Raw genomic sequence first — 25,155 nt, 5'->3', positions numbered from 1 at the left:
GTGGCCGGACTGCCCATTGTCGCCAATCTTCGCTTCCTGTGCAGGCCGCTTGCGTAGGGATGCAAAGGCGATGGCGATGCATGCCGCGCAATGACCGATGAGGGACTTCGCGGGGTTGGATTTTCCCCGGGCTACTCTGTTGCCGCCAAAGCCTCCAGCATTTTTCCTTGCAGCAACTTCATGTCGCCATTTTTCAGGATGTAGCCATTCATGCCGGCGTTCAAGGCTGTCCTGACATCAAGCTCATCGGAGTTCCCGGAAAGTGCGAGGATAAAAATACCCTGATGCTCCCAATCACGCGAGCGAATCGCCTGGGTCGTCTGCACGCCGTTCAACCCGGGCATGTTCATGTCCATCAAGATCAAATCGACACTTGGGGTGCTGTCCAGGTGGGCCAGTACCTGGCGTCCCCCTTCGGCCTCCAGCACTGTCAAGCCCCAGCTTTTCAAGCGCTCCCCCACCATGATGCGGTTAAGTTCGTCGTCTTCGGCCAATATGACGGTTCTGCCCTCCAGCACATTGCCGGGGATGATGGGGCGGGCTGCCTGTCGAGGCGTTTCCGCAGCAGCGAGGGCCTTGCCCGTCCCGGTTTGCGGTATTGGGGGGAAGGTCAGCGTGAACTGCGTAAATTCACCGACCACGGAATCACAATGAATATCACCGCCAAAACTTTGCATGGTGCGTTTGCAATACGACAGCCCAAGGCCCGTCCCCTCGGCCTTTCCTGAGGTCATGAAGGACTCGAACAGGTGCGCCAACACCTCCTTGTCGATGCCCGGGCCCGTGTCTCTGACGGTCACCTTGTGATCGTCTACCGTCAGTACGATCGTTGCGCCGGACTTTTGGTCGAGGTAATAGAGCGCGTTCTTGATCAGGTTGAAGAGCACAAAAACATAGGGGGTTTCGTCTCCGTAAAAGGTGAAGTCCTTCACGACACGCACTGTGACACTGTCACGTAAGTTGCCACCATCACCGCGCAGGTGTCGATCGGAAAAACTGTATTCGTCCACCGCCTTCTGAGTTATTTTTGCGGCGGATAAATACTCAAATTTGCTTCGGTCCACCGCGCTGGACTTGAAGGATCCCAGGATCAGGTCAATCACCTGGTTACCCCTGTGTACAGCGATCTCCCCCATGTTGACAAACTGGCGCATGCGGGATGTGTGTTCGGCGGGGACCGCGATGCCGTTCGCGGGCAGCATTTCCCCGATACTCTCCAGGCTCATCTTGGCCTGTGCGAGCGGGTTGCGCATTTCATGGGCGATCGAGCCGGCAAGGGAGTTTGCGATGCGCAATTTTTCGGCATCTATCTGCTTTTCCGAAAGCTTGAATGCGGCGCCGCCGATAAGAATCAGCAGGTAGGCCGGAAGCTGGGCCACCATGTCCATGGGTATTGAGGGGTTGGGCGTGATGGCGACGTACAGCAACGCCGCGCTGCCGCAACCGATCACCAACATGGCAATCGTGTTGCGCCAGTCGGCGATCATGACAAGAAAACTGAGCGCGATAAAACAGTTGGAGATCGCGGGGATACCTCCGTGCCGCTTCAGCGAAAGAAATACATTGAAAAACGGCAGGCAATAGATCAATGCCCAATAGGAGTAGGAAAAGTAGTATTTTTTAAGTTTCTGTGGCCAGTGATTTTTCATGGCCAGCACGGTAAAGAGAATTACGACCAGCACCCGCATTCCCAGGTCATCGTAGGGGCGAGGATTGGGTTTCGTGAACCGTATCAGGTAAAACACCACATAGGTCAGGGCGCCTACGATGCCAATGTATTTGAGCAAGGGCCTGCCATGTGCGTGGTAAGCCTCATAGTGGCCAAAGAGTCTTTTTAACCAGCCCATATATATTTCAATTCTGTTGGCGCGGGAAAACCATCAACAGCAGCCTCTTCCGGTCTCTGGTGGAGGATGCTGCTGCAATATGAAATATTCCCGTGCATGACTTACTGACAGTCAGACGATTTGAGAATGTCCGGTACCTGTCCATGTATCAGGGTAAACGATTCGTCCGCCCCATCCACCCGTATATTGTTTGCGATGGGGGAAAACCCGAAACGCCTGTACAAGCGGCTCAGCACCGGCGTGCAGGAGGCAAAGAGGTCTTGCCCATCGGTATGCCGCGCAAGATACGAAACACCCAAAAATATGCATCGCTTCACAAGATCGGGGCCGCTTCTGTAATCGGGATTGAGCACAAGGCGCCCGATTTCCCAGCTGTTTCGGCAGGTCTCTGGCTCAATCAATTGTTTTTCCGCCAACAGCTTTTCAAGTGAGGTCAGCCCCCTGTGCATGGGAACCAGCCTCAAGGTGCCAATCACCACGCGTTGGAACTCAAATGCAAACACAAAGCCCAATTCGTCTCTTTTTTTTCTTGTTCAAAAAACCGCGCGTCACGGCATCCGGACGGCAGGTTGATGTGGCCGCGCAGGCTCTGGACTTTTTCCATCTTTAACGGAGTATCCAGATGGCAGAGCGTGATTTCCTCGACGAAGTTTCCCCGGGGAGGGGCCGAAATGAAGGGTGTTCCGCCGGTGAGGAAAATGGCGTCTGGAGCATCCATCGGCTGGCGCAGAACCTGGAAGGGGGTTGGCGCATGGTCGTTCAGGGAGGTAATCATTGCGTTGTATTTCCAGGTTGAGTGCTTGTCTTTGCCAAATGCTCTCATTCTTCTTTTGATGTTCGCGCAGTCTATGCGCCGTGCAAGGCTGAATCAAGCCTTACCCTGTCAGATATAACAGGGGCTTCCCCGCATATTCCGCTTGAATAGCGGGTCGAATCGAAAAAAGAACATAAATTGTCCGCATGCGGACAGTCGGCCGGGATCTTTGGTCCTGGTGCGAGCCCTTCTTTAAGGATATCTTTCGGTCAGGTCATCGAACCGGCTTTTTGGAGGGCCATGCCGGCCAAGTGGCGTAGTTGCGTGGGGGCTAGGGCCGCCGTCTTTCGAGCAACTCGAAGATCGCCATGCCGGCCAGCATGGCAAGCACAAACACGGTGGCCTTGGGTTCGCCCATGCCAAGGGCCACCAGGCCCGGGCCGGGGCAAAAACCGGCAAGCCCCCATCCCATCCCGAAGAGGGCGCTACCGGCCAGCAGCCTGCGATCCACAGGGCCCGCGGCCGGCAGTTTCATATCCGCGCCCAACAGGGAGCGGCTCCTTTTTTTAGCCAGCAGGAAAGCGAAGAGGCCCACGGCAATGGCGCCGGCCATGACAAAGGCCAGCGACGGGTCCCAGGGGCCGGCAAGATCCAGGAAGCCGAGGACCTTGGCGGGATTGGCCATGCCCGAGACGATCAGGCCCAGGCCGAACACCAGGCCCGCCAGCAGGGAGGACAGCAGCAGCATGGTCATTCTCCTAAAGTTTGAACAGATGGCGCACCAGAAACACCACGGTAAAACCGGTAGCCATGAAAGTCACCGTGGCCACCAGCGAACGCGGCGACAGCCTTGAAAGCCCGCACACGCCATGGCCGCTGGTGCAGCCCGCGCCATAGCGCGTGCCGACGCCCACCAGCAAGCCGGCGATGACCAGCAGGCCATAGCCGGCATCCACCTGTACGGGAGGCAAGGCCGAGAATGCGGCATAGGCCCATGGGGCGCCGACGAGCCCGGCGATAAAGGCCACGCGCCAGCCCATGTCGCTGCGCGCCGGCTTGAGCAGCCCGCCCAGAATTCCGCTGATGCCGGCGATGCGCCCGTTGAGCAGTACGAACATCGCGGCGGCCAGGCCTATGAGCAGGCCGCCCGCCAGTGCGGACCAGGGTGTGAAGGCGTTCCAGTCCAGGGTCATTGCTTGTTTCCTTCAGGGCAATACAGGCGGTAGAGCAACGCCAGGATTTCCAGCGTCCCGGGTTCGGCCACGCGGTAATAAATGTTCTTGCCGTCCCGGCGCGGGATGATCACGCCTTCATTGCGCAGCACACCGAGCTGCTGCGAGAGCGTGGGTTGGCGTATGCCCAGGTCCTGCTCGAGCTCGCTCACGCAGCGCTCGCCCTGCGAGAGCTGGCAGAGTAGCAGCAACCGGTCTTCATTGGCCAGCGCCTTGAGTGCACCCACGGCTTGTGCGGCCGCGTCGCGAAGCAGCCCGGGGTCCAAAACGGGAGGGGATGATTTCATGGCTGTGTGTTGGGGCTTCTTGATATTATATGAAAATATATAATGTAAAGGCGACCTCTTCGATGAAAGAAACCATCCATGCCAAGCCCGCTGAATCCCCAGGCATTTTTTGATCCCCTGACCGGGACCGTCACCTATGTCGTGGCGGACAGCGGCACAGGGCAGGCGGCCATCATCGACCCGGTGCTGGGGTATGACTTCAAATCGGGGCGCACCAGCACGGAGCTGGCCGACCAGGTGCTGGCCCATGTGGCGCGGCAGGGCCTTCAGGTCGAGTGGATCCTGGAAACCCACGCGCACGCTGACCACCTCTCGGGCGCGCACTACCTGAAGGCGCAGGCCGGCGGCAGGACCGCCATTGGCGAACATATATGCACCGTGCAGGCCACCTTCAAATCGATTTTTAACCTGGAGCATTCATTTGCGCCGGATGGCAACCAGTTCGACCACCTGCTCAGGGACGGCGAGATATTCAGGCTGGGCAATCTGGAGATGAGCGCCCTGCATGTACCCGGCCATACGCCCGCGGACATGGCCTACCTTGCGGGTGATGCCGTGTTTGTGGGCGACACGCTCTTCATGCCCGACGTAGGCACCGCCCGCGCGGATTTCCCGGGCGGCGACGCCCGCCAGTTGTACCGCTCTATCCGCAAGCTGCTATTACTGCCGGCAGAAACCCGGATCTTCGTCTGCCACGACTACCCGCCTGGAGAACGTGCGCCTCAGTGGGAAACCACTGTGGGTGAGCAGCGCCGCGCCAATATCCATGTGCATGACGGCATCTCCGAAGAGGCTTTTGTCGCCATGCGCGCGGCCCGGGATGCGACGCTGGGCATGCCCTCGTTGATTCTTCCTTCAATCCAGGTCAATATCCGCGCGGGTGGTTTGCCGCCGCCTGAATGCAACGGTGTCAGTTACCTCAAGATCCCCGTCAACGCCTTCGGCGCTTAGCTGGTCTTCTGCGCCGGTACCTCAAACACCAGGCAAGTTGTGGTCGCATGCGCATACAGCTTGCCGTCCGGCCCCACGATGCGGCCTTCTGCGGTGGCCAGCTGCCGGCCGCAGTGGATCACGGTGCCTATGGCGCGCAGCGGTCCGGTCTTGTGCGAGGCGGCGCGCACGATGTTGATGCTGAGCTCGGCCGTGGTGTAGGCCCGGCCCACCGGCATCATGGTGTGCACAGCGCAGCCCACGGCGGAGTCGAGCAGCGTGGCGTACCAGCCACCATGCACCGTGCCCAGCGGGTTGTAGTGCTTGAGCTGCGGTGTGCCCTGAAAGGTCGCTTTGCCGGGTTCGATTTCAATCAGCGCAAAGTCCAGTGTTTCGGCAATGTGGGGGTAGGGCAGCTCACCGGCCAACATGGCCTGCATCACTTCCATGCCGGTCTTGCCCATCACGTCTTCGGGCCGGGCCAGGCCCGGCTTGCCGCCGCCGCCGACCATGCGGGCGCGCACCGCGGCGCTTTGTTCCATCCACTGAGTCAATGTGTCTTGTGGGGTCATGGTGTTTATAAATGTTGCATATACAATGATTGTAGCTACAATTAAATTATGAGCGAGAAAACCCGCCTGTCAACCCAGGCCGAACTCAAAGTGCAGGGCTGCACCAATGTCAAGCTGCGCCAGCTGATGCGCCGCGTCGCGCACCACTACGACCTTGAAATGACCAAGGCGGGCCTGAAGACAACGCAGTATTCCCTGCTGACTTATGTGCTGAAGCTGGGCCCCATGCGACCGGGCGAGCTGGCGCGTGGCATGAAGATGAGTGCCTCCACCCTCACGCGCAACCTCAAGCCGCTGATCGACGCCGGCTGGATTGAGCTCGCCGCAGGCACCGATGCGCGCAGCCGTACCGTGATGCTGACTGACGCGGGCCGTGCCAAGCGTGAGGAGGCCCGATCGCGGTGGAGGGCTGCGCAGGAGCAGCTTAACGCGCTGCTGGGCGCCGGGCGTGTGCTGGCCCTGCATAACCTGATCAACGAATCTTTAGAGCTTTTGTCCCCCATCGAATCTGGAGCTGATGATGAGTAATACCGAGCCTTCCAATTCCTCTGCGCCTTCCGCTTCTTCCACTGCACTGCCAGCGCGCCGCATCGCGATGTGGCTGGTGCTGCTGGCCGCCGGCGGCACTTTTGCCCTCACCATGGGTGTGCGCCAGACCATGGGCCTCTTCCTGTCGGCGCTGAATACGTCCACCGCGCTGGGCGTAGGCAGCATCAGCCTGGCCTTCGCTTTCGGTCAGCTTTGGTGGGGGCTCACACAGCCCTTTGCTGGCGCGGTGGCTGATCGTATCGGCACAGGCCGCGTGATCTTTTTGGGTGTCGTGCTGGTCGCAGTGGGCACCGTCATCACTCCGCTCATGACCAGCACGGCCGGCCTGATATTTGCCATCGGCATGCTCGCAGCAGGCGGCGCCGGCATGGCGGGCCCGTCGGTGCTCATGGCCGCCAGCACGCGCCTGGTGCCACCGGAAAAGCGGGGTCTCGCCACCGGCATCGTCAATGCGGGCGGCTCCTTTGGCCAGTTCGCGATGGCGCCTATTGCCATTGGCCTGACCGCCGCTGTCGGCTGGGCCAGTGCGATGCAGTGGCTGGGCGCGCTGGTGCTGCTGGCGGTGCCTGCGGTGCTGGTGCTGAAAGGCAATTCGAATGCGCTGGCAGCCCAGGCTGCGGCGGCCTCGGGCACGAAAGCGCTGAGCGCACGTCAAGCCATTAGCCAGGCCATCGCAACGCCTAGCTACCGTTACCTCGCGGCGGGTTTTCTGGTGTGCGGTTTTCACGTGGCGTTTCTGGCGACTCACCTCCCCGGCGTGATAGCGGCCTGCGGCTTGCCGCCCGAAATTGGCGGTTGGTCGCTTGCGATGATTGGCCTCTTCAATATCGTCGGCAGTCTGGCCATGGGTTGGGCCGTCGGCCGCTGGCGCATGAAGTCCTTGCTGGCGCTGCTCTATGCAACGCGTGGCCTCGCCGTACTCATCTTCCTGCTGGCGCCCAAGACCCCGGCCGTGATGCTGATCTTTGCCGCCGTCATGGGCGTGACCTTCCTTTCGACCGTTCCGCCCACCGTGGGCCTGGTCGCCAAGATGTTCGGTACGGCCAACATGGCCATGCTGTTCGGCGTGGTGATGTTGTCGCACCAGGTGGGTGGTTTCCTGGGTGCTTATCTGGGCGGCTATATATTCCAGGCAACCGGCAGCTACGACTGGGTCTGGTACATCGACATCGTGCTGGCCACAGGCGCCGCCTTGGTGAACCTGCCGATCCGCGAGGCGCTGCTGCCTCGGCAAATGGCTGCCAAGGCCGCAGCCTGAAGGTGAAAGAACAAGGCATGAGCAAGGCCCCTGAAACCGCCGCCACCGCATTGCGCTACCTGGATGATTTGCAGCCCGGCGACCGCTTCGTCAGTGGCGAGCACGCGCTCGACGAGGCGCAAATCACCTCGTTTGCCGCGCAGTTTGATCCGCAGCCGTTTCACCTGAGTGACGAAGCGGCCAAGGCCACGCTGTTTGGCGGGCTGGCCGCCAGCGGTTGGCATACGGCGGCCATCACCATGCGCCTGCTGGTGGGGGGAGGGTTGCCGCTGGCCGGGGGCATCATAGGTGCGGGCGGGGAGATCAGCTGGCCCAAGCCCACACGCCCGGGCAATGTGCTGCGCGTTGAGACGGAAGTGGTAAGCGTGACTCCCTCGGCTTCGCGGCCCGACAGGGGCCGGGTGGTAGTGCGCAGCCAGACGTTCAACCAGCACGGCGAGGTGCTGCAGCAATCCGTCTACAACCTGGTGGTTCCGCGCCGGCCTGCCTAAGGGATAGGGTGGCGGCGATTTCGCTGTTGCGCCTGTAAGCGGGTGTGCCAGAATCCACGCAAGCAGCCAACTTGCGGGAAATATCAGATGCTCATCAATTGTGTGGTCTACCAGAACGGCACCAAACTGGCCGACATCCCGGTCACCGAGATCAGCGACTACATCTGCCGTCCCGATGCTTTCGTCTGGGTGGCGTTGCAAGACGCCACGCCGGAAGAGCTTGAAGAAATGCAGCATGAGTTCGGCCTGCATGAACTGGCGGTCGAAGATGCCCGGCACGGCCACCAACGCCCGAAAATCGAGGAATACGGCGCTTCGCTGTTTTCGGTACTGCACCTGATTGAGCAGTCCAACGACAAGCCGGGCGAACTCCACGTCGGCGAGGTGGATGTGTTCACCGGGAAAAACTATGTACTCTCGGTGCGCAACCGCAGCCAGAAGGGGTTTCTGGGCGTGCGTGAACGCTGCGAGCGCGAACCGGAGTTGCTGCGCAACGGTTCGGGTTTTGTGCTGTACGCCCTGATGGACGCGGTGGTTGACCGCTACTTTCCCATCCTCGACGCACTCGAGACCGAGCTGGAGCTCATCGAGAAGGAAATCTTCACGCCTGGTGCTGCGCGAAAGAACATCGAACGGCTCTACGAACTCAAGGGCAGCGTGATGGTGCTCAAGCACGCAGTGGCGCCGCTGCTCGAAGGGGCCAGCAAACTCTATGGCGGCCGGGTTCCGCAAATTTGCAGCGGTGTGCAGGATTACTTTCGTGACGTGGTCGACCATTTGTCGCGCATCAACGCACTGATCGAAAACATGCGCGACACCATAGGCACTGCTATCCAGGTGAACCTGGCGATGGTGACCATCGAGGAAAGCGAGGTGACCAAGAAGCTCGCGGCCTGGGCCAGTATCTTTGCGGTCTGCACGGCGTTTGCCGGCATATGGGGCATGAACTTCGAAGCCATGCCCGAACTCAAATGGCGTTACGGCTATCTCATGGCCATCAGCATGATTGTGGTGGCGTGCTCGCTGCTGTACTGGCGTTTCAAGCGAGCGCGCTGGTTATAACTTACGGCACCTTGGGCGGGGTGAAAGCCTTGCGGGCGGCCAGCGCCGCCTTGCGGCTGGTGCATCCCTCGATGTGGTCGTTGACCAGACCCATAGCCTGCATGAAGGCATACATCGTGGTGGGGCCCACAAAACTCCAGCCGCGCTTTTTGAGATCCTTGGACAGGGCGACGGAGGCGGGGGAAGTCGGCATGGCTTTGACGGCCTCATGTGTGATGCGCGCGGGCCGGCTCTTGGCCTCGGGCTCCAGCCGCCAGACAAAAGCGCCCAGTGAGCCAAATTCTTTGCGCAGTTCGATGACGCGCTTTGCATTGTTAATGGTCGAAGCAATCTTCCCCGCATGCCGCACGATGCCCGCGTCGTTGACCAGGCGTTTGATGTCGCGCGCGTCAAAGCGGGCCACCTGCTCGGCATCGAAGTTCGCGAACGCGCTGCGAAAGGATTCGCGTTTGTTCAGGATGGTCAGCCAGCTGAGGCCAGCCTGAAAGCCTTCGAGGCAGATTTTTTCAAAAAGCCGGCGTTCATCGTCCACCGGAAAGCCCCACTCGCTGTCGTGGTAGTTGCGGTAAAGGGGCGTTGCCTGGCACCAGGCGCAGCGCGCGGTGTGGGTGTCATCGATAAAAATGCCGGCAGCCGGCGAGGGTGCAACGTTGGGGCGCTTGGGAGGGGTGGCGGAAGGCATGGGCAATTTTAGGCAGATGCGGGCAGGGCGGTGCGCGTGAGGTGACTCATCTTTGGCAGCCCGGCAGTATCATGACGCACGCTCCCTCTCACCGATCCACAACTTCGGAACAACGCACCATGTCCATCCAGCTTTGGCTCGCTTTCGTCGCCGCAACCGTCGTCCTGCTCATCATCCCGGGCCCGACCATCCTGACGGTCATCAGCTACTCGATGGCGCACGGCAAGCGTGCCAACATTCCGTTGGTGGCCGCCGTGGCGTTGGGTGACTCGACGGCGCTGGTGGTCTCGTTGTTCGGCCTGGGCGCCTTGCTCGCGGCCTCGGCCTTCTGGTTCACGGTAGTCAAGTGGGCGGGCGGCCTGTATTTGCTTTACCTGGGCATCAAGCTCCTGCGCGCCGGAATTTCGCCCATGCAGACCGCAGCGCCCGAGGCGCCGGGCTCCTTGTGGAGGCTGTTCGGCAATACCTACCTGGTCACCGCACTCAACCCCAAGGGCATTGTGTTTTTTGTGGCTTTCTTGCCCCAGTTCATTAACCCCGGCGCCGACGTGACGCGACAGCTCTGGGTGCTGGCGGTGACCTTTGTGTTGATGGCCAGCCTGAACGCCACGCTGTACGCGGTGTTTGCCACTTCGGCCCGCACACTGCTGGCCTCGCCGCGCGCGCAGCGGCGTTTTAATTTCGCGGGCGGCTCGCTGCTGTCCACGGCGGGTGTCTGGGCCTTGCTGGCCAAGCGCCCGGCCTGAATTCAAACGGCCGGCCTGCCGAGTGCCTGCTGCATCACCGCCGCGCCCTGGGTCATCATCACGTCGATGTATTCCCCCGGCGCATCGGGCAGCACGTCGGTGATCCAGACAAAGCGGGTGCGGTTTTCGCCCTCGGTAAACAGCTGCGCCGAAGCCATGTGATGGGTGGCCTTGCCGCCGACCACGGTGTAGCTGAGGCGGTGCATCCCTTCATGGATGCCCACCAGCACTTCGTGCGCAACCATGCCGTTGGCAAAGGTTACGGTGCGGCCGCCTTCGCCGGGCTTGCAGTCGACCACGAAGCCCGGCGCAAGGCGCCGGTGCACAGCGTTGAAATCGCGCAGCGCGTCCCAGACGCTGTCTATGCCGGCGTCGACGGTGAATTCCTTGTAGATCGTGGCCATGGTGACCCCAGTCTGGCTGGCGTCGGAGTGACGCCTTGTCATTGCAGCTTAGCAATCAAACCGGGCGAAGTCAGCCCTGATTAAGCACCGGTTAAAAACGCTTTTCGCGCAGCCTCAGCGCATTGCTGATCACCGACACCGAACTCAGGCTCATCGCCAGGGCCGCGATCATGGGCGACAGCAGCCAGCCGGTGAAGGGAAAGAGCAGCCCCGCGGCCAGCGGTACACCGAGGGAGTTGTAGACGAAGGCAAAACCGAGGTTCTGCTTCATGTTGGCGATCGTCGCTTCCGAGATTTTCCGGGCCTGTGCGATGCCGCGCAAATCACCCTTGACCAGCGTGATCTGGGCGCTGTTCATGGCCACGTCGGTGCCTGTGCCCATGGCAATGCCCACGTTGGCCTGCGCCAGGGCCGGGGCGTCATTGATGCCGTCGCCGGCCATGGCAACGATATGGCCTTCATCCTGCAGGCGCTTGACCAGTGCCAGTTTGTCGGCCGGCAGCACGCCGCCGTGCACCTCGTCAATGTTCAGGCGCCGGGCGATGGCTTTGGCGGTGGTCAGGCCGTCGCCTGTGGCCATGATCACGCGCAGGCCGGCGGCTTTGAGCGCTGCCAGCGCTTCGGGCGTGCTGGCTTTCACCGGATCGGCCACGGCGAGCAGGCCCGCAAGCCGGCCGTCGACCGCCAGGTGCATCACGCTGGCGCCCTCGGCCCGCAGGGCCTCCGCCTGGGCCAGCAGCGAATCCACCGAAACACCAACTTGCGCCATCAACGCCGTATTGCCTAGCGCGAGCAGCCGACCAGCCACATGCCCGCTGACGCCGATGCCGCTGGCGGACTCGAAGTTCTCTGGCGTGTCCAGCGTCAGGCCGCGAGCGCGCGCTGCGGCTACTATGGCCTCGGCCAATGGGTGTTCGCTGCCCTGATCCAGGCTGGCGGCCAGCCCCAGCACTTCGTCGGCACTGAAGCCGGTGGCGGGAATCGCGCGGTCGAACGCCGGCTTGCCGGCCGTCAGCGTGCCGGTCTTGTCGACGATCAGTACGTCGACGGTGCGCAGGTGTTCAATCGCCGCCGCATCGCGGAAAAGAATGCCCTGGCCGGCCGCCTTGCCGGTGGCGACCATGATGGACATCGGCGTGGCCAGGCCCAGTGCACAGGGGCAGGCGATGATCAGCACTGCTACCGCGTTGATCAGGCCGTAAACCCAGCTCGGCTGCGGGCCGAAAAATCCCCATCCCAGAAAGGTCAGTACGGCCACGGCCACCACGGCCATGACAAACCATCCGGCCACCTGGTCGGCCATGCGCTGCAGGGGTGCCTTCGAGCGTTGGGCCAGCGCGACCATCTGAACGATTTGCGACAGCATGGTTTGCGCGCCGACGCGCTCGGAGCGCATCACCAGGGCGCCGCTGGTGTTGAGCGTGGCGCCTATCAGCTTGTCGCCCGGACGCTTGCTCACGGGCAGGGGTTCTCCGGTCAGCATGGATTCATCGACGGCGCTGCCGCCCTCGGTAACGATGCCGTCGACGGGCACTTTTTCGCCGGGGCGCACGCGCAGGTTGTCTCCCACGTGCACGTGGGTTAGCGGCACGTCTTCCTCGGTGCCGTCGGCCTTGATGCGCCGCGCGGTTTTGGGCGCCAGTCCCAACAATGACTTGATCGCGGCGGAAGTTTGCGAGCGCGCCTTCAGTTCCATCACCTGGCCGAGCAGCGTCAGTGAAATGATCACGGCCGCCGCCTCAAAGTAAACCGCTACACGGCCCATGGAAATAAACGACTCCGGAAACACACCGGGCGCGAGGGTGGCGACCACGCTGTAGGCAAAGGCCGCGCCTGTTCCCAGGCTGATGAGGGTCCACATGTTCGGGCTGCGGTGGACGACTGATTGCGCGCCACGCACAAAGAAGGGCCAGCCTGCCCACAATACGACCGGCAGGCTCAGCACCAGTTCTATCCAGCTCTGGACAGTCATGTCGAACCAGCCGAGCTGGTGGCCGAACATGGCCAGCACCGTCACCACCATGCTCAACGGCAGCGTCCACCAGAAGCGGCGGGTGAAGGAGACGAGTTCCGGGTTTTCGTCCTCGTCAAGGCTGGGCATGACGGGCTCCAGTGTCATGCCGCAGATTGGGCAGTTGCCCGGATGGTCCTGCCGGATTTCCGGGTGCATGGGGCAGGTGTAAAGAGTTCCGCCGGCCTGGCCCGCATCAGGCCCGCGCGCCGCTTCGGGCGCAGGCTCTGCTTTGAGCGCACCGACATAGGCCGCCGGATCTGCGGAGAATTTGGCCTGGCAGCCGGCGCTGCAGAAGTAATAAGGCCTTCCCTCGTGCTCAAGATGGTGCGCGGATGCCGTGGTGACGTCCATCCCGCAGACCGGGTCTTTCAGTTCGTCCGGGGCGGTGGGCGGCAGGTGAGCGTTTGCCTGTGCGGTTCCCGGTGCGGCGTGGGAGGTGTGGTTCATGGAGGGCTTCCTTTGGTGTTCTGCAGACCTGGACCAGGCCCATGAACAAGGGTAGACCTTCCCCCTGTGGGAAGGTCAAGCCCCTCTGGATTGGAGGAGAGTTTCCCCTGGAAGGCTCTGGTGATCTTCAGCGCCTTCCGCGGTGGATTGCATGATCCACATCAACTGAAAGGGGAAAACCGGCACGCTTTCGCGTGCATGCCAGGCTACACCGGCACGGTGTAGTTCAGCGTCATGCGCCCACCATCGACCACGACGATTTCGCCTGTGATATAGCTGGCGGCGTCGCTGGCGAGGTAGGCTACCGTGTCGGCGATCTCCGAGGGCTCGCCCAGGCGCTTCATGGGGGTGCGGCTCATGATCTTGGCCTTGGCTTCGTCGCTGGTGAGCACGGCCCTGGCGGCCAGTTCGGTGGCGATGGTGCCGGGGGCAACCGCGTTGACGCGCACGCCCTGGCTGGCCAGCGACAGCGCCATCACGCGCGTGAGCTGGTTAATGCCGCCTTTGCTGACGTTGTAGCTGGCAATGGTGGGAATGGCGAGCACGCCGTTGACTGAGCTCATGTTGATGATGCTGCCCTTGCCGGCGGCCGCCATCACGCGCGCCACGGCCTGCCCGACCAGGAAGGATCCCTTGAGGTTGATGCGCAGTACGGCGTCGAAGTCGGCTTCCGTCACGTCCAGAAACTCTGCGGCCTTGAAGATGCCGGCATTGTTGACCAGCACGTCGATGCGGCCGTGCGCGGCCACGGTTTGTTCAACCAGCGCATCGACTTGCACTTTGTCGCCCACGTCGCAATGAACATACAGGCCGCCGAGTTCTGTGGCCAGCGCCGTGCCGCGCGCGTCGTCTATATCGGCGATGACGACCTGCGCTTGCTCACGCGAAAAACGCCGCACGCAGGCCTCGCCGATGCCTTGGGCACCGCCGGTGACGATGCAGACGCGGCCCGCCAGCCCGAACGATACCAGGGACGTTTCTGTAGGTGAAATCATGCTCATGCCCTTATGGTACCAGCGCAAGCAGCTATAAATTCCATAGCAGATTCGGAGACCTGGGCGGCGGAAGAACCTGGTTTGTAGAGTGCCGATCCGATGCCGAAACCGTTGGCACCCGCGGCCAGGTAGGGCGCCATATTGGCAGGCGTGATGCCGCCGACCGGCAGTACTGCGGCTTGCGCGGGCAGCACCGCACGAAGGGCTTTCACGACTGCCGGGGTAATCATTTCGGCCGGGAAAATCTTCAGCCCTGTCGCGCCCGCTTCGAGCGCAGCAAATGCCTCGCTGGCAGTCATGATGCCGGGCAGGCACACCAGGCCGAGGCGGACAGCTTCGCGCACCACCGCCGGGTTGAAATTGGGCGAAACGATGAGCTGGCCACCCGCGGCGTGGACGTCACGTACGGCTTCAGGAGTCAGCACCGTGCCCGCACCGACCAAAGCCTGCGGAAAGGTGCTGGCCATGGCGGCAATGCTGTCCAGCGGCTGGGGTGAGTTGAGCGGAATTTCGATCAACGTCCAGCCCGTGGCAACGAGTGCCTGGCCGACAGGCAGGGCCTCCGCCGGCGTCAGTCCGCGCAGGATGGCCACCAGGGGGAGGGCGCCGAGGGCCTGGGAAAATTTTTGGTGAGCGTTGTTCATGGTGTTCTGCAGGTTGAGGCGCAATACTGCGCCGGTCAGGCCAGGGTATCGGCGATGGCGCGCAGGCCGCGCCAGGTGGCGCCCGCGCCCACGCGCTTCACGGGCACATTGATCTGGACCAGTGCCTGTTCGTAGCGCGCCGTGAGCGCCTCGGCGCCCATCACCACTACAGGCTCGCCGCGTGGCAGTGCCTGGGATTTGAGTTCTTCGCCGATGACCAGGCCCGACAGGTAGCTGGGCAGGGCCTCGGTTGTCATTCGCTGGAACAGCGACAGGGTGCGTGTGCTGAAGGCGGTGTTCAGCAGGCCGGGGCCGGCCAGCGCATGGGCCACGCCCTGATCGAAGGCGGCGGCGTCCAGCGCGGGTTCGTCGTCGGGCAGCATGCGTGCGAGGATGGATTGGCGGCGCAGCAGCGCATAGAACTCGCCGGTCATCCAGGTCGAAAAATCAGTGACTTGCCGGTTTTCGACGGTGACCCATTTGCTGTGTGTGCCGGGTAGCACCAGCCGGGCGTTCGTCAGACCCAGCAGCTGCAAGGCGCCAAAGATCTGCGTTTCCTCGCCGCGCATGACGTCGGGCACACCGCCCTTGTCTATGCTCAGGCCGGGCACGATGGCGATGCGGCCGGGCTCCACCCATTCCAGTGCGGCGGCGATCGCGTCAAAGCCGGCGGGGCAGGCGCAGTAGGGCGCTTCGCGCCAGCCCTGTTTGCTGCCGGCCATGCCGGAGATCAGGCACAGCGTGCCTGACGTCATCCAGTCGGCAAAGCAGCTTGCAAAAACCTCCGGAAAGGTACCGGGAGCGACGGTCAGGATGCCACGTGCGAAGGAACGCTCGTCCAGGGCTGTGCCGGCGCCGTCGATCAACGCGCCGCGCAATGAAGAGCTGCCCCAGTCGACTGCCAGAAGGCGGCTCACAGCAGGGCCCTGACCTGTTCGGGACGCGGCAGCGGAGCGACCGCGCCGTAGCCCTGCACCGTGAGGGCGGCCGCTGCATTGGCATAACGGGCCGCATCAAAGACGTTATCGCCCGCCGCAATGCGCGCCAGCAGGTTGCCGCAAAAGCAGTCGCCTGCGCCGGTGGCATCCACCAGCTTCACGTTGTGCACGGGCACGCGCTCGCGCCGCGTGCCGTCGCTGACCAGCGCGCCGTCGCCGCCGAGCTTGAGCACCACGGTTTTGGCGCCCAGGGCATGGCCCCAGTCCGTCACCGCGTCGGGGTCTGTCATGCCGTTGAGGGTGGTGATGTCTTCCAGGCTTGGCAGGAAAATGTCGCACAGTGAAACGGCGTGGCGGGTGCAGGCAAGCGCCCGGTCCAGCGGCCAGAGCTTGAGCCGCAGGTTGGAGTCAAACGACACGAGGGTACCGGCCTCTTTGGCCAGTTTCATCGCGGCAAACGCTGTGTCGCAGGCACTGGCGGAAATCGCCAGCGAGATGCCTGACACATGCAGGACCTTGGCTTCACGCACGGCCTGTGCGGCGCCGCCTTGGTGCAGCCAGGCAGGGGTCATGCGGCTGGCCGCGGAGCCCGCACGCAGGTAGCTGAACTCATGTCCATTTTTGCCGTGTGTGACGAAGTAAAGGCCGGTGCTGGCTTCCGGATCTTGCTGGACTGCGGTCGTCGAAACGTTTTCTGTGGCCCACAAGGTCATCAGTGATTGGCCGAAAGTGTCACCGCCCAAACGGGTTAAATAAGCTGCGATGGCGCCCGCGCGCGCGGCGGCAATCACGGCATTGCTGGTGTCCCCGCCAAAGCCTTGCAGGTAGTTGGGTTGGCCAGCCTGGGTCTGGTTGAACTCCACCATGGCTTCGCCGAGCGCGACGACATCGAATTTTCTGGCTTGCATAGAACTTTCTGGCATCCTTTGCTGTCCCGAAAAGGTAGCAGCATGCGCGCCTCAAGGCCTTGATTGGCGCGCGGGCGCGGTGGGTCGTAACGCGGAAATTTCCAGAAGAAAATACCCGCGTTTGAAGCCTCCATGTTACCCGCGGCCCGGTCGCGGCGCCGTACCCGCGCTGTACCCCGAAAGGGATGGCCGTACAAGCAGCGTCTGCTGATTCTCAGTGATTGTCGCGCGGCACGAAAGAGCCACGCTTGCCCACCAGAAAATCCAGGTCCACACCTTCGTCGGCCTGTAGCACGTGGTCGATGTACAGCTTCCAGTACCCCGAAGACAGCGGTGGCTCGGGTGCTTTCCAAGTGGTCATGCGCCTGGCAAGCTCTTCGTCGCTGACATGCAGGTGCAGCCTGCGGTTGGGCACATCGAGTTCGATGATGTCGCCGTTTTGCACCAGGGCCAGCGGTCCGCCTGCTGCGGCTTCAGGGGCTGTGTGCAATATCACGGTGCCATACGCTGTTCCGCTCATGCGGGCGTCGCTGATGCGGACCATGTCGGTGATGCCTTTGCGCAGCACCTTGGGCGGCAGCGGCATGTTGCCGACTTCGGCCATGCCGGGGTAGCCCTTGGGCCCGCAGTTTTTCAGCACCATCACGCAGTTCTCGTCGATGTCCAGGTTTTCATCGTCGATGCGTGCGTGGAAATCTTCAATGGTTTCGAACACCACGGCACGGCCCTTGTGCACCATGAGTGCAGGCGTGGCCGCGCTGGGCTTGATGACCGCGCCGCGCGGCGACAGGTTGCCGCGCAGCACGGCGATGCCGGCCTTGTCCTTGAAGGGCGTGGAGAGCGGCATGATGACATCGGTGTTGTAGTTTTCCGCATCAGCAATGTTCTCGCCGATGGTTTTGCCGTTGGCCGTGATGGCGCTGGTGTGCAGGTGCTGCGCGATTTCCTTCATCACGACAGGCAGGCCGCCGGCGTAACAGAAGTCTTCCATCAGGTATTTGCCGGAGGGCTGCAGGTTGACCAGGCAGGGCAGTTCGCTGGCCAGGCGGTCAAAGTCATCGACCGTCAGCTTCACGCCGATTCGCCCGGCGATGGCGATCAGGTGAATGACGGCGTTGGTCGATCCACCGATCGCGGCCAGTGTCTTGATGGCGTTTTCAAACGCTTCGCGCGTGAGGATTTTCGACAGCGTGAGGTCTTCGTGCACCATTTCGACGGCACGGCGCCCGGCCATGCGGGCCAGTACATTGCGCCTGCCATCCACCGCCGGGTATGCGGCGTTGCCGGGCAGGCCTATGCCCAGCGCCTCGACCATGCTGGCCATCGTTGATGCCGTGCCCATGGTCATGCAGTGGCCGTGGCTGCGGTGCATGCAGCTTTCGGCCTCAAAAAACTCGGCAAGTTTGAGCGTACCGGCCCTTACCTGCTCGCTCATGCTCCAGACGCCGGTGCCGGAGCCCAACTCCTGACCACGCCATTTGCCACTGAGCATGGGCCCACCGCTGACACCCACCGTAGGCAGGTCGACGCTGGATGCTCCCATGACCAGTGAGGGAGTGGTCTTGTCGCAACCCATCAGCAGCACGACGCCGTCGATCGGATTGCCGCGAATGCTTTCTTCCACGTCCATGCTGGCCAGGTTGCGGTAGAGCATGGCGGTGGGGCGCAACAGCGTCTCGCCCAGCGACATCACCGGAAACTCGAGCGGAAAGCCGCCTGCCTCATAGACACCGATCTTGACCTGCTCTGCAATGGTGCGGAAATGCGAGTTGCAGGGAGTCAGTTCGCTGAAGGTGTTGCAGATGCCGATGACCGGACGGCCGTCAAACTGGTCATGTGGCACGCCCTTGCCCTTGACCCAGCTGCGGTAAGCAAAACCGTCGCGGTCTTGCCTGCCGAACCATTGTTGGCTGCGGAGTTCGTGGGGCAATTTTTTCTTGGCTGAATCGCTCATTCGGGAAAGTCCTTAATTTTCAAACATATTATCGTCATACCATTGATTCTAAATCTTAGTGAAAACCATGACCGCAGGAGTTCGCCCCTTGTCTGCCCCGCCATCCGGCCCTTCCGTCCGTCCGCATATCCTTGCTGTTGCCAAGCTCCCGCCCTTTCTGATGGAGCCGCTTCAGGCGTCCTTTGAGGTGCACGACAGGCTGCATGAAAGCGACCCGGCGGCCTTTGCCAAAGTTGCATCCCTCATACGCGGCGTTGCCGGTGGCGGCGAATCCAGGGTGCCGCGCGCATTGATGGACCAGTTGCCCGCACTCGAGATCATTTCCATCATGGGTGTGGGTTATGACGGCGTCGACGTCACCAGCGCACTGGAACGCCGTATCCCGGTGACGCACACCCCTGGGGTACTGAATGACGAGGTCGCCGACCTGGCCCTGGGTCTCATGCTGTCCGTGGCACGGCGCATACCGCTGGCCGACCGTTATGTGCGGGCCGGGCGCTGGGCGAAAGAAGGACCCATGCCGCTTGCACGCAAAGTCTCGGGTGCTCGCCTGGGAATTGTCGGGTTGGGGCGGATAGGTCAGGCTATCGCCAGCCGGGCTGAAGCCTTTGGCATGTCGATTGCCTACACCGGCCGCAGCGCCAAGCCTGAACTTGCTTACAGCTTTTACCCGACGGCACAGGCACTGGCTGCCGCGGTGGACTTCCTGGTGGTCATTACGCCGGGCGGAGTCGGCACCCGCCATCTGATCAATGCAGATGTACTGAAAGCGCTGGGCCCTGCGGGTTATTTGATCAATGTGGCGCGTGGGTCTGTTGTGGATGAGGCCGCTCTCGTGGGAGCATTAAAGAATGGCGTCATCGCCGGCGCGGGCCTCGATGTATTCGAGCAGGAGCCGCATCCCCTGGAGGCGTTGTGGTCCATGGACAATGTTGTGCTGACCCCGCACATGGCCAGTGCCACCGTGCAGACGCGCCACGCGATGGCCAATCTGGCGGTCAGCAATCTGCAGGCGCACTTTGAAGGGCAACCCCTCCTCACCCCTGTACCGGAATGGCATTGAAAGGGGTGCCAACGAGCCTTGGTGCTTCGGGTTTTCCATAGAAAACACTTCGGTTAAACATCATATGATAACAATGCGTCAAGGAACGCAGGCGCCGTTTTGCCAGCTAAACAATTAACCCGCAGAGGAGACAAGCCAAATGAGACTCAAGACAATCCTTGCCACCGCGATGGTCGCGGCAGGCCTGGTGACAGCCGGGCAGGCTGTGGCCCAGGAAAAGCTCACCGTCTGGTGGGTCAAGGGCTTTTACAAGGCCGAAGATGACGCACTTTTCGCTGCCATCAAGAAGTACGAAGACAAGCACAAAGGCGTCAAGATCGAGCTGTCGCAGTACCCGGTGCAGGACATGATCCCGAAAACCGTCGCGGCCCTTGACTCCGGCAGTCCGCCCGATGTGGCTTATGCCGACGTCTATGACTTCCAGGTTGCAGGCAAGTGGGCCTTTGACGGCAAGCTCGAAGACATCAGCAGCGTGATCAACCCCATGCGTGCGCGTTTTGCGCCCAACACGGTTGAAACCGCCTTTCTCTATAACGACGTCGCCAAGAACCGGGCCTATTACGCCTTTCCGATGAAGCAGCAGACCATGCACATCGAGTACTGGGTGGACATGCTCAATGAAGCCGGCTTCAAGGAGTCCGACATTCCTACCGGCTGGAAGGACTACTGGTCATTCTGGTGCGACAAGGTGCAGCCGGCTTATCGCCAGAAGAGCGGCAATCGCACCTTTGGTATCGGCCAACCGCTGGGCGTGGATTCGAGCGATTCCTTTTATTCGTTCCTGACTTTCATGGACGCCTACAACGTGAGTCTGGTCAGCGACAGCGGCAAGTTGCTGGTTGATGACCCGAAAGTCCGTGCCGGCCTGATCAGTGCGTTGACTGACTACACGCAGCCGTACGCCAAGGGCTGCACGCCACCGTCGTCCACCAGCTGGAAAGACCCGGACAACAATGTCGCTTTCCACAACAAGACCACCATCCTGACCCACAACGCCACGATCTCGATCGCCGCGAAATGGCTGGACGACATGAACAACGCGTCGCTCAAGCCCGAAGAGCGCGAGACCGCGAAGAAGAACTACACCGAGCGCATCCGCACGGCTGGCTTCCCAAACAAGCCCGACGGCAGCAAGATGGTTTACCGCGCCGCCGTCAAGGTGGGTGTGGTGTTCAACCAGGCCAAGAACAAGGCCCGCGCCAAGGAGTTCGTGTCCTTCCTGATGCAAGAGGAAAACCTGACGCCTTACGTGGAGGGCTCGCTGGGCCGCTGGTTCCCTGTGACCAAGACTGCGCAGCAGCGTCCGTTCTGGAAGGCCGATGCGCACCGCCAGTCGGTCTACAACCAGTTCATGAACGGCACGGTCAATTTTGAGTTCACCAAGAACTACAAGTTCACCATCCTGAACAATGAGAACGTCTGGGCCAAGGCGGCCAACCGCGTCATCAATGAAAAAGTGCCGGTGGACAAGGCTGTTGATGAAATGATTGCCCGCATCAAAACCGTGGCCAACTGACCTTTCGTTGACTGAAGAAAGCCGCGCTGCCCGGACTGGATCGCCCAGACGGGTGGCGCGCGTACCAAAAGCATGAGCACTGCAATCATCGACCAGGCCGGCCCCTCTTTGCGCGCAGAGCGCGGAGCCATGACTTCATGGGAGAAGTGGGGGCTGGTTCTTGTTATTCCCTATCTGCTGATATTTCTGGTTTTCGTTATTTACCCGGTAGGGTATGGCTTGTGGCTCGCACGCCATCCCGAGAGTTATGTCCGGCTTTTTGCCGACCCGATATTCTTCCGCTCGCTGGTCAATACCGTGGTGTTTATCGTCGTGGCGGTCAACGTCAAGATGGTGGTCGCGTTATTCCTGTCGGGTTTTTTCCTGAACACGCGCTGGTGGGTCAAGGGCTTGTCGGTCGTATTTATCCTGCCTTGGGCGGTGCCGTCGATTCCGACCATTCTGTCCATGCGCTTCATGCTCAACCCTGAGTGGGGTGTCATCAATACGCTCATTTACAAGATGACCGGCGTTGACGGGCCCAACTGGCTTAATGATCCGACGCTGGCGCTGTGTTTTTCGATGCTGGCCCACATCTGGAAGTCGTTGCCGTTCTGGACACTGATTCTGCTTGCCGGCCGTATGGCCATCCCGGCCGAGCAGTATGAAGCAGCGTCGGTAGACGGTGCCACCATCTGGCAGAAGTTCCGGTTCATCACCTGGCCGTCGATGCGCTCGCTCTACCTGACGTCGACCATCCTGTCGATGATCTGGACGCTGGGCGACTTCAACAGCGTTTACCTGCTCACGGGCGGCGGGCCCGCCGATCTGACCCATGTGCTGGCTACGCTCGGCATCCGCTATTTGCGCCTGGACCAGGTGGATCTGTCGCTGGCGTCCATTGTCGTGGCCCTTCCCCTCGTCTTGCCGCTGGTGTATTTCATGATGAAAAGGTTGTCCAAATGAGCCGCATCACACTTCGCAAGGTGAGTCGCGAGGCCAGACTGCTGTTGATCGGTATCCCGGTGCTGCTGTGGACGCTGATTCCGATCTACCACATGGTGCTGTTTGCAATTTCGCCAAGAAACGAAGCCACGACGGGGCGGCTCTGGCCTAAAAATCCCACATTGAGCAATTTCGAGACGGTGTTCTGGCAAAAGCATTTCTACCTCGACCACTTCTGGGTGCAACTGGGCAACTCGCTGGTGATCGCGCTGTCTGTGGGCGTGTTGACGCTGGTGGTTTCCACCACCGCAGCCTTTGCCATCAGCCGCCTCAAAGTGCGCGGAGGCCGCACGGTGATGAACATGGCGCTCTTCACCTACTTCATTCCCGCCGCTTTCCTGGCCGTTCCCATGTACAAGACCATGGGTAACTACGGCATGCTCAACCACCAGTGGTCGCTGATTCTGGCCATGGTGACCATCGCCTCGCCGTATTGCATCTGGGTGCTCAAGCAGGCCTCCGACAAACTGCCTTACGAACTTGACGAAGCGGCCAAGATGGACGGCGCTACGGCGATGCAGTTGTTTCGGCTGGTTTACCTGCCACTCATGGTGCCGTCGCTGGTGGCGGTTGGCACCTATGCGCTGCTGCTGGCCTGGAACGAGTATCTCTACGCCTTCCTGCTGCTGTCCAGGGACACCAGCGTGACGCTGGCGGTGGCGTTGGGCAATTTCCTGGCGGCCGACGATTCGCCCTGGGAACTGCTGATGGCCACCGGCCTGATTTACGCGCTGCCTCCGGCGGCTATCTATTACACATTCAAGCGCTACATGGTGTCCGGCCTGACGGCCGGCGCCGTGAAAAGCTAAACATGACCCCCACGCTTGTCACTTTGTGTACTGCGCGAGGCCTTGCAGGCCGCGGCTCGCGGGACGCTTCGCCTCTGTCGCCCATCCAAGCCTGCGCAGGCAGGCTTGGAGCCGCGGGCTCCAGCCCCTCGGGGGTCGTAGCCGGCTTGGGGCGGCCCGGCGCTGGCTGGGACTCGGTCTTTATCAGGAAATAACGGGAATCTCATGGCATCTGTATCGTTTCGCAATATCGAGAAGGCCTTCGGCAAGGTCAAGATCATTCACGGCATCAGCTTCGACATCTCCGACGGCGAATTCGTCGTACTGGTGGGTCCGTCGGGCTGCGGCAAGTCCACGCTGCTGCGCATGCTGGCCGGGCTCGAGGAAATCAGCGGCGGTGAAATGTCGATTGACGGCAAGGTCATCAACGAGCTGGATTCCAAGGATCGCGATATCGCCATGGTGTTCCAGAGCTACGCCCTGTACCCGCACATGACGGTGCGCGACAACATGGCTTTCAGTCTGAAGCTGCGCAAGGCTGATGCCGAACTCACCAACAAGCGCGTCGGTGATGCCGCCCGTATCCTGAACCTGGACCCGCTGCTGGATCGCTTCCCGCGCGAACTGTCGGGCGGGCAGCGCCAGCGCGTGGCCATGGGCCGGGCCATCGTGCGCGACCCCAAGGTCTTCCTGTTCGATGAGCCGCTTTCTAACCTGGATGCCAAGCTGCGTGTGGCCATGCGTGCCGAGATCAAGGCCCTGCACCAGCGTCTGAAGACCACTACGGTTTACGTCACGCACGACCAGATCGAGGCCATGACCATGGCCGACCGCATTGTGGTGATGCATGACGGCATCATCGAGCAAATCGGCACGCCGCTCGAGCTGTTCGACCGCCCCGGTAATTTGTTCGTTGCGCAATTTATTGGTTCCCCGTCCATGAATGTGTTCAAGGGCGTTTTGCGCCAATCGGGCGGACAAGCCTGGGTGGAGGCGCAGGGACACCAGTGGCCCATTGGCACGATTTCGCAGGCGCGCGACGGCCAGCCGGTGCACTATGGTGTACGGCCCGGTGACATCTCGTTGTCGACAAGCGGGCAGGGCATTCCTGCAAAGGTGATTGTGGTGGAGCCTACCGGTGCTGAAACTGAACTTTTGCTCGATGTCGGTGGCGCCAACGTCATATTGGTGATGCATGGCCGAACAGCGGTGCGGCCAGACGATATCGTTCATCTCGAAATCGCGAACGGCAAGAGCCATGTCTTTGACGACGCTAGCGGTGCCCGTCTGGATTGAGGCGCAATGGCTGCAGGCATGTTCAGTCTTGATGGTCGACTGGCGCTGGTGACGGGGTCTTCCGGCGGCATTGGTTTTGCGCTGGCACGTGGTTTGGGTCAGGCCGGCGCCGCCGTGGTGCTTAACGGCCGCGACGGCCTCAAGCTGGAGCGAGCTGCAAACACGCTGCGAAGCGAAGGATTGATTATCCACACGCGCGTATTTGACGTGACCCAGGCATCGGCCGCGCAGGCCGCAGTAGATGACATTGAATCGTCAATAGGCCCTGTCCATATTCTGGTGAACAACGCCGGCATGCAGCGACGCATGGCCCTGCAGGATTTTCCGGCTGAAGATTGGCATGAGTTGATGCGCACCAACGTCGACAGTGTTTTTTTTGTCGGGCAGGCTGTAGCCCGAAAAATGATTGAGCGCCGCAGCGGCAAGATCATCAATATCTGTTCGGTGCAGAGCGAGCTCGGGCGGCCCAACATCGCGCCCTATATGGCCAGCAAGGGTGCGGTCAAGATGCTGACCAAAGGCATGGCGATTGACTGGGGGCCCTATGGCATCCAGGTCAATGGCTTGGGCCCCGGCTACTTCAAGACCGAATTGACGGAAAAGCTGGTGGCCGACGAGCAGTTCAGCGCCTGGCTTACCGCGCGAACGCCCAGCAGGCGCTGGGGAGAAGTGGCGGAACTGGCCGGCGCGGCCGTGTTCCTGGCCAGCGATGCCTCCAGCTTTGTCAATGGCCATGTTTTGTATGTCGACGGCGGGGTGACGGCGACGCTGTGAAGCCGCCGCCTGCCCGCCCA

At 61.4% G+C, this 25,155-nt stretch carries 27 protein-coding genes; 12 read left to right on the top strand and 15 right to left on the bottom strand.

Annotation, left to right across the window (positions count from 1 at the left end; all coding sequences use genetic code 11):
* Positions 1 to 131: 131 nt before the first annotated feature.
* From AC1DU8_RS14955 to AC1DU8_RS14930, 6 genes are all read right to left on the bottom strand, one after another.
* Positions 132 to 1,787 carry an ATP-binding response regulator gene (locus AC1DU8_RS14955; protein ID WP_457279282.1) on the bottom strand — a complete coding sequence of 552 codons (1,656 nt, stop codon included), beginning with the start codon at positions 1,785 to 1,787 and terminating at the stop codon, positions 132 to 134.
* A 161-nt stretch (positions 1,788 to 1,948) separates the two neighbouring features.
* Positions 1,949 to 2,296 (bottom strand): N-acyl amino acid synthase FeeM domain-containing protein, encoded by a 348-nt coding sequence (locus AC1DU8_RS14950; protein ID WP_457279792.1) that lies wholly within the window; start codon positions 2,294 to 2,296, stop codon positions 1,949 to 1,951.
* A 23-nt stretch (positions 2,297 to 2,319) separates the two neighbouring features.
* Complete coding sequence (locus AC1DU8_RS14945) at positions 2,320 to 2,622, bottom strand: hypothetical protein (RefSeq protein WP_457279281.1); 303 nt, start codon at positions 2,620 to 2,622, stop codon at positions 2,320 to 2,322.
* Between the two features lie 310 nt (positions 2,623 to 2,932).
* Complete coding sequence (locus AC1DU8_RS14940; RefSeq protein WP_477666290.1) at positions 2,933 to 3,349, bottom strand: DUF6691 family protein; 417 nt, start codon at positions 3,347 to 3,349, stop codon at positions 2,933 to 2,935.
* A 10-nt stretch (positions 3,350 to 3,359) separates the two neighbouring features.
* Positions 3,360 to 3,794: a YeeE/YedE family protein gene (locus AC1DU8_RS14935; RefSeq protein ID WP_457279279.1), complete on the bottom strand. Its 435-nt coding sequence runs from the start codon at positions 3,792 to 3,794 to the stop codon at positions 3,360 to 3,362.
* Entirely contained in the window at positions 3,791 to 4,120 is a 330-nt protein-coding gene (locus tag AC1DU8_RS14930) for an ArsR/SmtB family transcription factor (RefSeq protein WP_457279278.1), read from the bottom strand. Before AC1DU8_RS14930 ends, AC1DU8_RS14935 begins: the two co-directional genes overlap by 4 nt.
* Before the next feature lie 78 nt (positions 4,121 to 4,198).
* Between AC1DU8_RS14930 and AC1DU8_RS14925 the strand changes: the two genes are divergently transcribed.
* Positions 4,199 to 5,071 (top strand): MBL fold metallo-hydrolase, encoded by an 873-nt coding sequence (locus AC1DU8_RS14925; protein WP_457279277.1) that lies wholly within the window; start codon positions 4,199 to 4,201, stop codon positions 5,069 to 5,071.
* Here the strand turns inward: AC1DU8_RS14925 and AC1DU8_RS14920 are convergent.
* Positions 5,068 to 5,622, bottom strand: a complete 555-nt coding sequence (locus tag AC1DU8_RS14920) for a PaaI family thioesterase (protein ID WP_457279276.1) — start codon at positions 5,620 to 5,622, stop codon at positions 5,068 to 5,070. The two genes, AC1DU8_RS14925 and AC1DU8_RS14920, sit on opposite strands and share 4 nt — an antisense overlap.
* A gap of 48 nt (positions 5,623 to 5,670) precedes the next feature.
* Between AC1DU8_RS14920 and AC1DU8_RS14915 the strand changes: the two genes are divergently transcribed.
* The 4 genes from AC1DU8_RS14915 to AC1DU8_RS14900 all read left to right on the top strand — a co-directional run bounded on the left by AC1DU8_RS14915 (position 5,671) and on the right by AC1DU8_RS14900 (position 8,982).
* Positions 5,671 to 6,150 (top strand): MarR family winged helix-turn-helix transcriptional regulator, encoded by a 480-nt coding sequence (locus AC1DU8_RS14915; RefSeq protein ID WP_457279275.1) that lies wholly within the window; start codon positions 5,671 to 5,673, stop codon positions 6,148 to 6,150.
* A gap of 67 nt (positions 6,151 to 6,217) precedes the next feature.
* Complete coding sequence (locus tag AC1DU8_RS14910) at positions 6,218 to 7,429, top strand: MFS transporter (RefSeq protein WP_477689132.1); 1,212 nt, start codon at positions 6,218 to 6,220, stop codon at positions 7,427 to 7,429.
* Between the two features lie 17 nt (positions 7,430 to 7,446).
* Positions 7,447 to 7,920 carry a MaoC family dehydratase gene (locus tag AC1DU8_RS14905; protein ID WP_477688789.1) on the top strand — a complete coding sequence of 158 codons (474 nt, stop codon included), beginning with the start codon at positions 7,447 to 7,449 and terminating at the stop codon, positions 7,918 to 7,920.
* 87 nt (positions 7,921 to 8,007) lie between these two features.
* On the top strand, positions 8,008 to 8,982 hold the full coding sequence (locus AC1DU8_RS14900; RefSeq protein ID WP_457279273.1) for a magnesium and cobalt transport protein CorA: 975 nt from the start codon (positions 8,008 to 8,010) through the stop codon (positions 8,980 to 8,982).
* A gap of 1 nt (position 8,983) precedes the next feature.
* Here the strand turns inward: AC1DU8_RS14900 and AC1DU8_RS14895 are convergent, their stop codons facing one another.
* Positions 8,984 to 9,664 (bottom strand): DNA-3-methyladenine glycosylase I, encoded by a 681-nt coding sequence (locus AC1DU8_RS14895; protein WP_477688790.1) that lies wholly within the window; start codon positions 9,662 to 9,664, stop codon positions 8,984 to 8,986.
* 119 nt (positions 9,665 to 9,783) lie between these two features.
* Between AC1DU8_RS14895 and AC1DU8_RS14890 the strand changes: the two genes are divergently transcribed.
* Positions 9,784 to 10,410, top strand: coding sequence for a LysE family translocator (locus AC1DU8_RS14890; RefSeq protein ID WP_477688791.1), 627 nt, complete (start codon positions 9,784 to 9,786; stop codon positions 10,408 to 10,410).
* A 2-nt stretch (positions 10,411 to 10,412) separates the two neighbouring features.
* Here AC1DU8_RS14890 and AC1DU8_RS14885 read toward each other — a convergent pair whose 3' ends face one another.
* The 7 genes from AC1DU8_RS14885 to AC1DU8_RS14855 all read right to left on the bottom strand — a co-directional run bounded on the left by AC1DU8_RS14885 (position 10,413) and on the right by AC1DU8_RS14855 (position 18,714).
* Positions 10,413 to 10,814, bottom strand: coding sequence for an SRPBCC family protein (locus AC1DU8_RS14885; protein WP_477666293.1), 402 nt, complete (start codon positions 10,812 to 10,814; stop codon positions 10,413 to 10,415).
* A gap of 91 nt (positions 10,815 to 10,905) precedes the next feature.
* The gene (locus tag AC1DU8_RS14880) at positions 10,906 to 13,275 is read right to left on the bottom strand and encodes a heavy metal translocating P-type ATPase (RefSeq protein ID WP_477726926.1); all 2,370 of its coding nucleotides are present in this window, start codon (positions 13,273 to 13,275) and stop codon (positions 10,906 to 10,908) included.
* 206 nt (positions 13,276 to 13,481) lie between these two features.
* On the bottom strand, positions 13,482 to 14,270 hold the full coding sequence (locus AC1DU8_RS14875) for an SDR family NAD(P)-dependent oxidoreductase (RefSeq protein WP_457279269.1): 789 nt from the start codon (positions 14,268 to 14,270) through the stop codon (positions 13,482 to 13,484).
* 2 nt (positions 14,271 to 14,272) lie between these two features.
* Positions 14,273 to 14,914 (bottom strand): 2-dehydro-3-deoxy-6-phosphogalactonate aldolase, encoded by a 642-nt coding sequence (locus AC1DU8_RS14870; protein WP_477666295.1) that lies wholly within the window; start codon positions 14,912 to 14,914, stop codon positions 14,273 to 14,275.
* 35 nt (positions 14,915 to 14,949) lie between these two features.
* Entirely contained in the window at positions 14,950 to 15,831 is an 882-nt protein-coding gene (locus tag AC1DU8_RS14865) for a 2-dehydro-3-deoxygalactonokinase (RefSeq protein ID WP_457279267.1), read from the bottom strand.
* Positions 15,828 to 16,760, bottom strand: coding sequence for a sugar kinase (locus AC1DU8_RS14860; RefSeq protein ID WP_477666296.1), 933 nt, complete (start codon positions 16,758 to 16,760; stop codon positions 15,828 to 15,830). Before AC1DU8_RS14860 ends, AC1DU8_RS14865 begins: the two co-directional genes overlap by 4 nt.
* A 214-nt stretch (positions 16,761 to 16,974) precedes the next feature.
* Positions 16,975 to 18,714 (bottom strand): IlvD/Edd family dehydratase, encoded by a 1,740-nt coding sequence (locus AC1DU8_RS14855; RefSeq protein ID WP_457279265.1) that lies wholly within the window; start codon positions 18,712 to 18,714, stop codon positions 16,975 to 16,977.
* Between the two features lie 67 nt (positions 18,715 to 18,781).
* Between AC1DU8_RS14855 and AC1DU8_RS14850 the strand changes: the two genes are divergently transcribed.
* From AC1DU8_RS14850 to AC1DU8_RS14825, 6 genes are all read left to right on the top strand, one after another.
* On the top strand, positions 18,782 to 19,777 hold the full coding sequence (locus AC1DU8_RS14850; protein WP_457279264.1) for a 2-hydroxyacid dehydrogenase: 996 nt from the start codon (positions 18,782 to 18,784) through the stop codon (positions 19,775 to 19,777).
* Positions 19,778 to 19,916: 139 nt separating this feature from the next.
* The gene (locus AC1DU8_RS14845) at positions 19,917 to 21,293 is read left to right on the top strand and encodes an ABC transporter substrate-binding protein (protein WP_457279263.1); all 1,377 of its coding nucleotides are present in this window, start codon (positions 19,917 to 19,919) and stop codon (positions 21,291 to 21,293) included.
* Positions 21,294 to 21,365: 72 nt separating this feature from the next.
* The gene (locus AC1DU8_RS14840; RefSeq protein WP_457279262.1) at positions 21,366 to 22,238 is read left to right on the top strand and encodes a carbohydrate ABC transporter permease; all 873 of its coding nucleotides are present in this window, start codon (positions 21,366 to 21,368) and stop codon (positions 22,236 to 22,238) included.
* Positions 22,235 to 23,086 carry a carbohydrate ABC transporter permease gene (locus AC1DU8_RS14835; protein WP_457279261.1) on the top strand — a complete coding sequence of 284 codons (852 nt, stop codon included), beginning with the start codon at positions 22,235 to 22,237 and terminating at the stop codon, positions 23,084 to 23,086. Before AC1DU8_RS14840 ends, AC1DU8_RS14835 begins: the two co-directional genes overlap by 4 nt.
* A gap of 204 nt (positions 23,087 to 23,290) precedes the next feature.
* Positions 23,291 to 24,361 carry an ABC transporter ATP-binding protein gene (locus AC1DU8_RS14830; RefSeq protein ID WP_477726925.1) on the top strand — a complete coding sequence of 357 codons (1,071 nt, stop codon included), beginning with the start codon at positions 23,291 to 23,293 and terminating at the stop codon, positions 24,359 to 24,361.
* Positions 24,362 to 24,379: 18 nt separating this feature from the next.
* Positions 24,380 to 25,135 (top strand): SDR family oxidoreductase, encoded by a 756-nt coding sequence (locus AC1DU8_RS14825; RefSeq protein ID WP_457279259.1) that lies wholly within the window; start codon positions 24,380 to 24,382, stop codon positions 25,133 to 25,135.
* The last annotated feature ends 20 nt before the right edge of the window (positions 25,136 to 25,155 follow it).

Source organism: Polaromonas sp. P3_A5, assembly GCF_056403055.1.
This window is presented reverse-complemented; position numbering and strand designations above follow the sequence as displayed.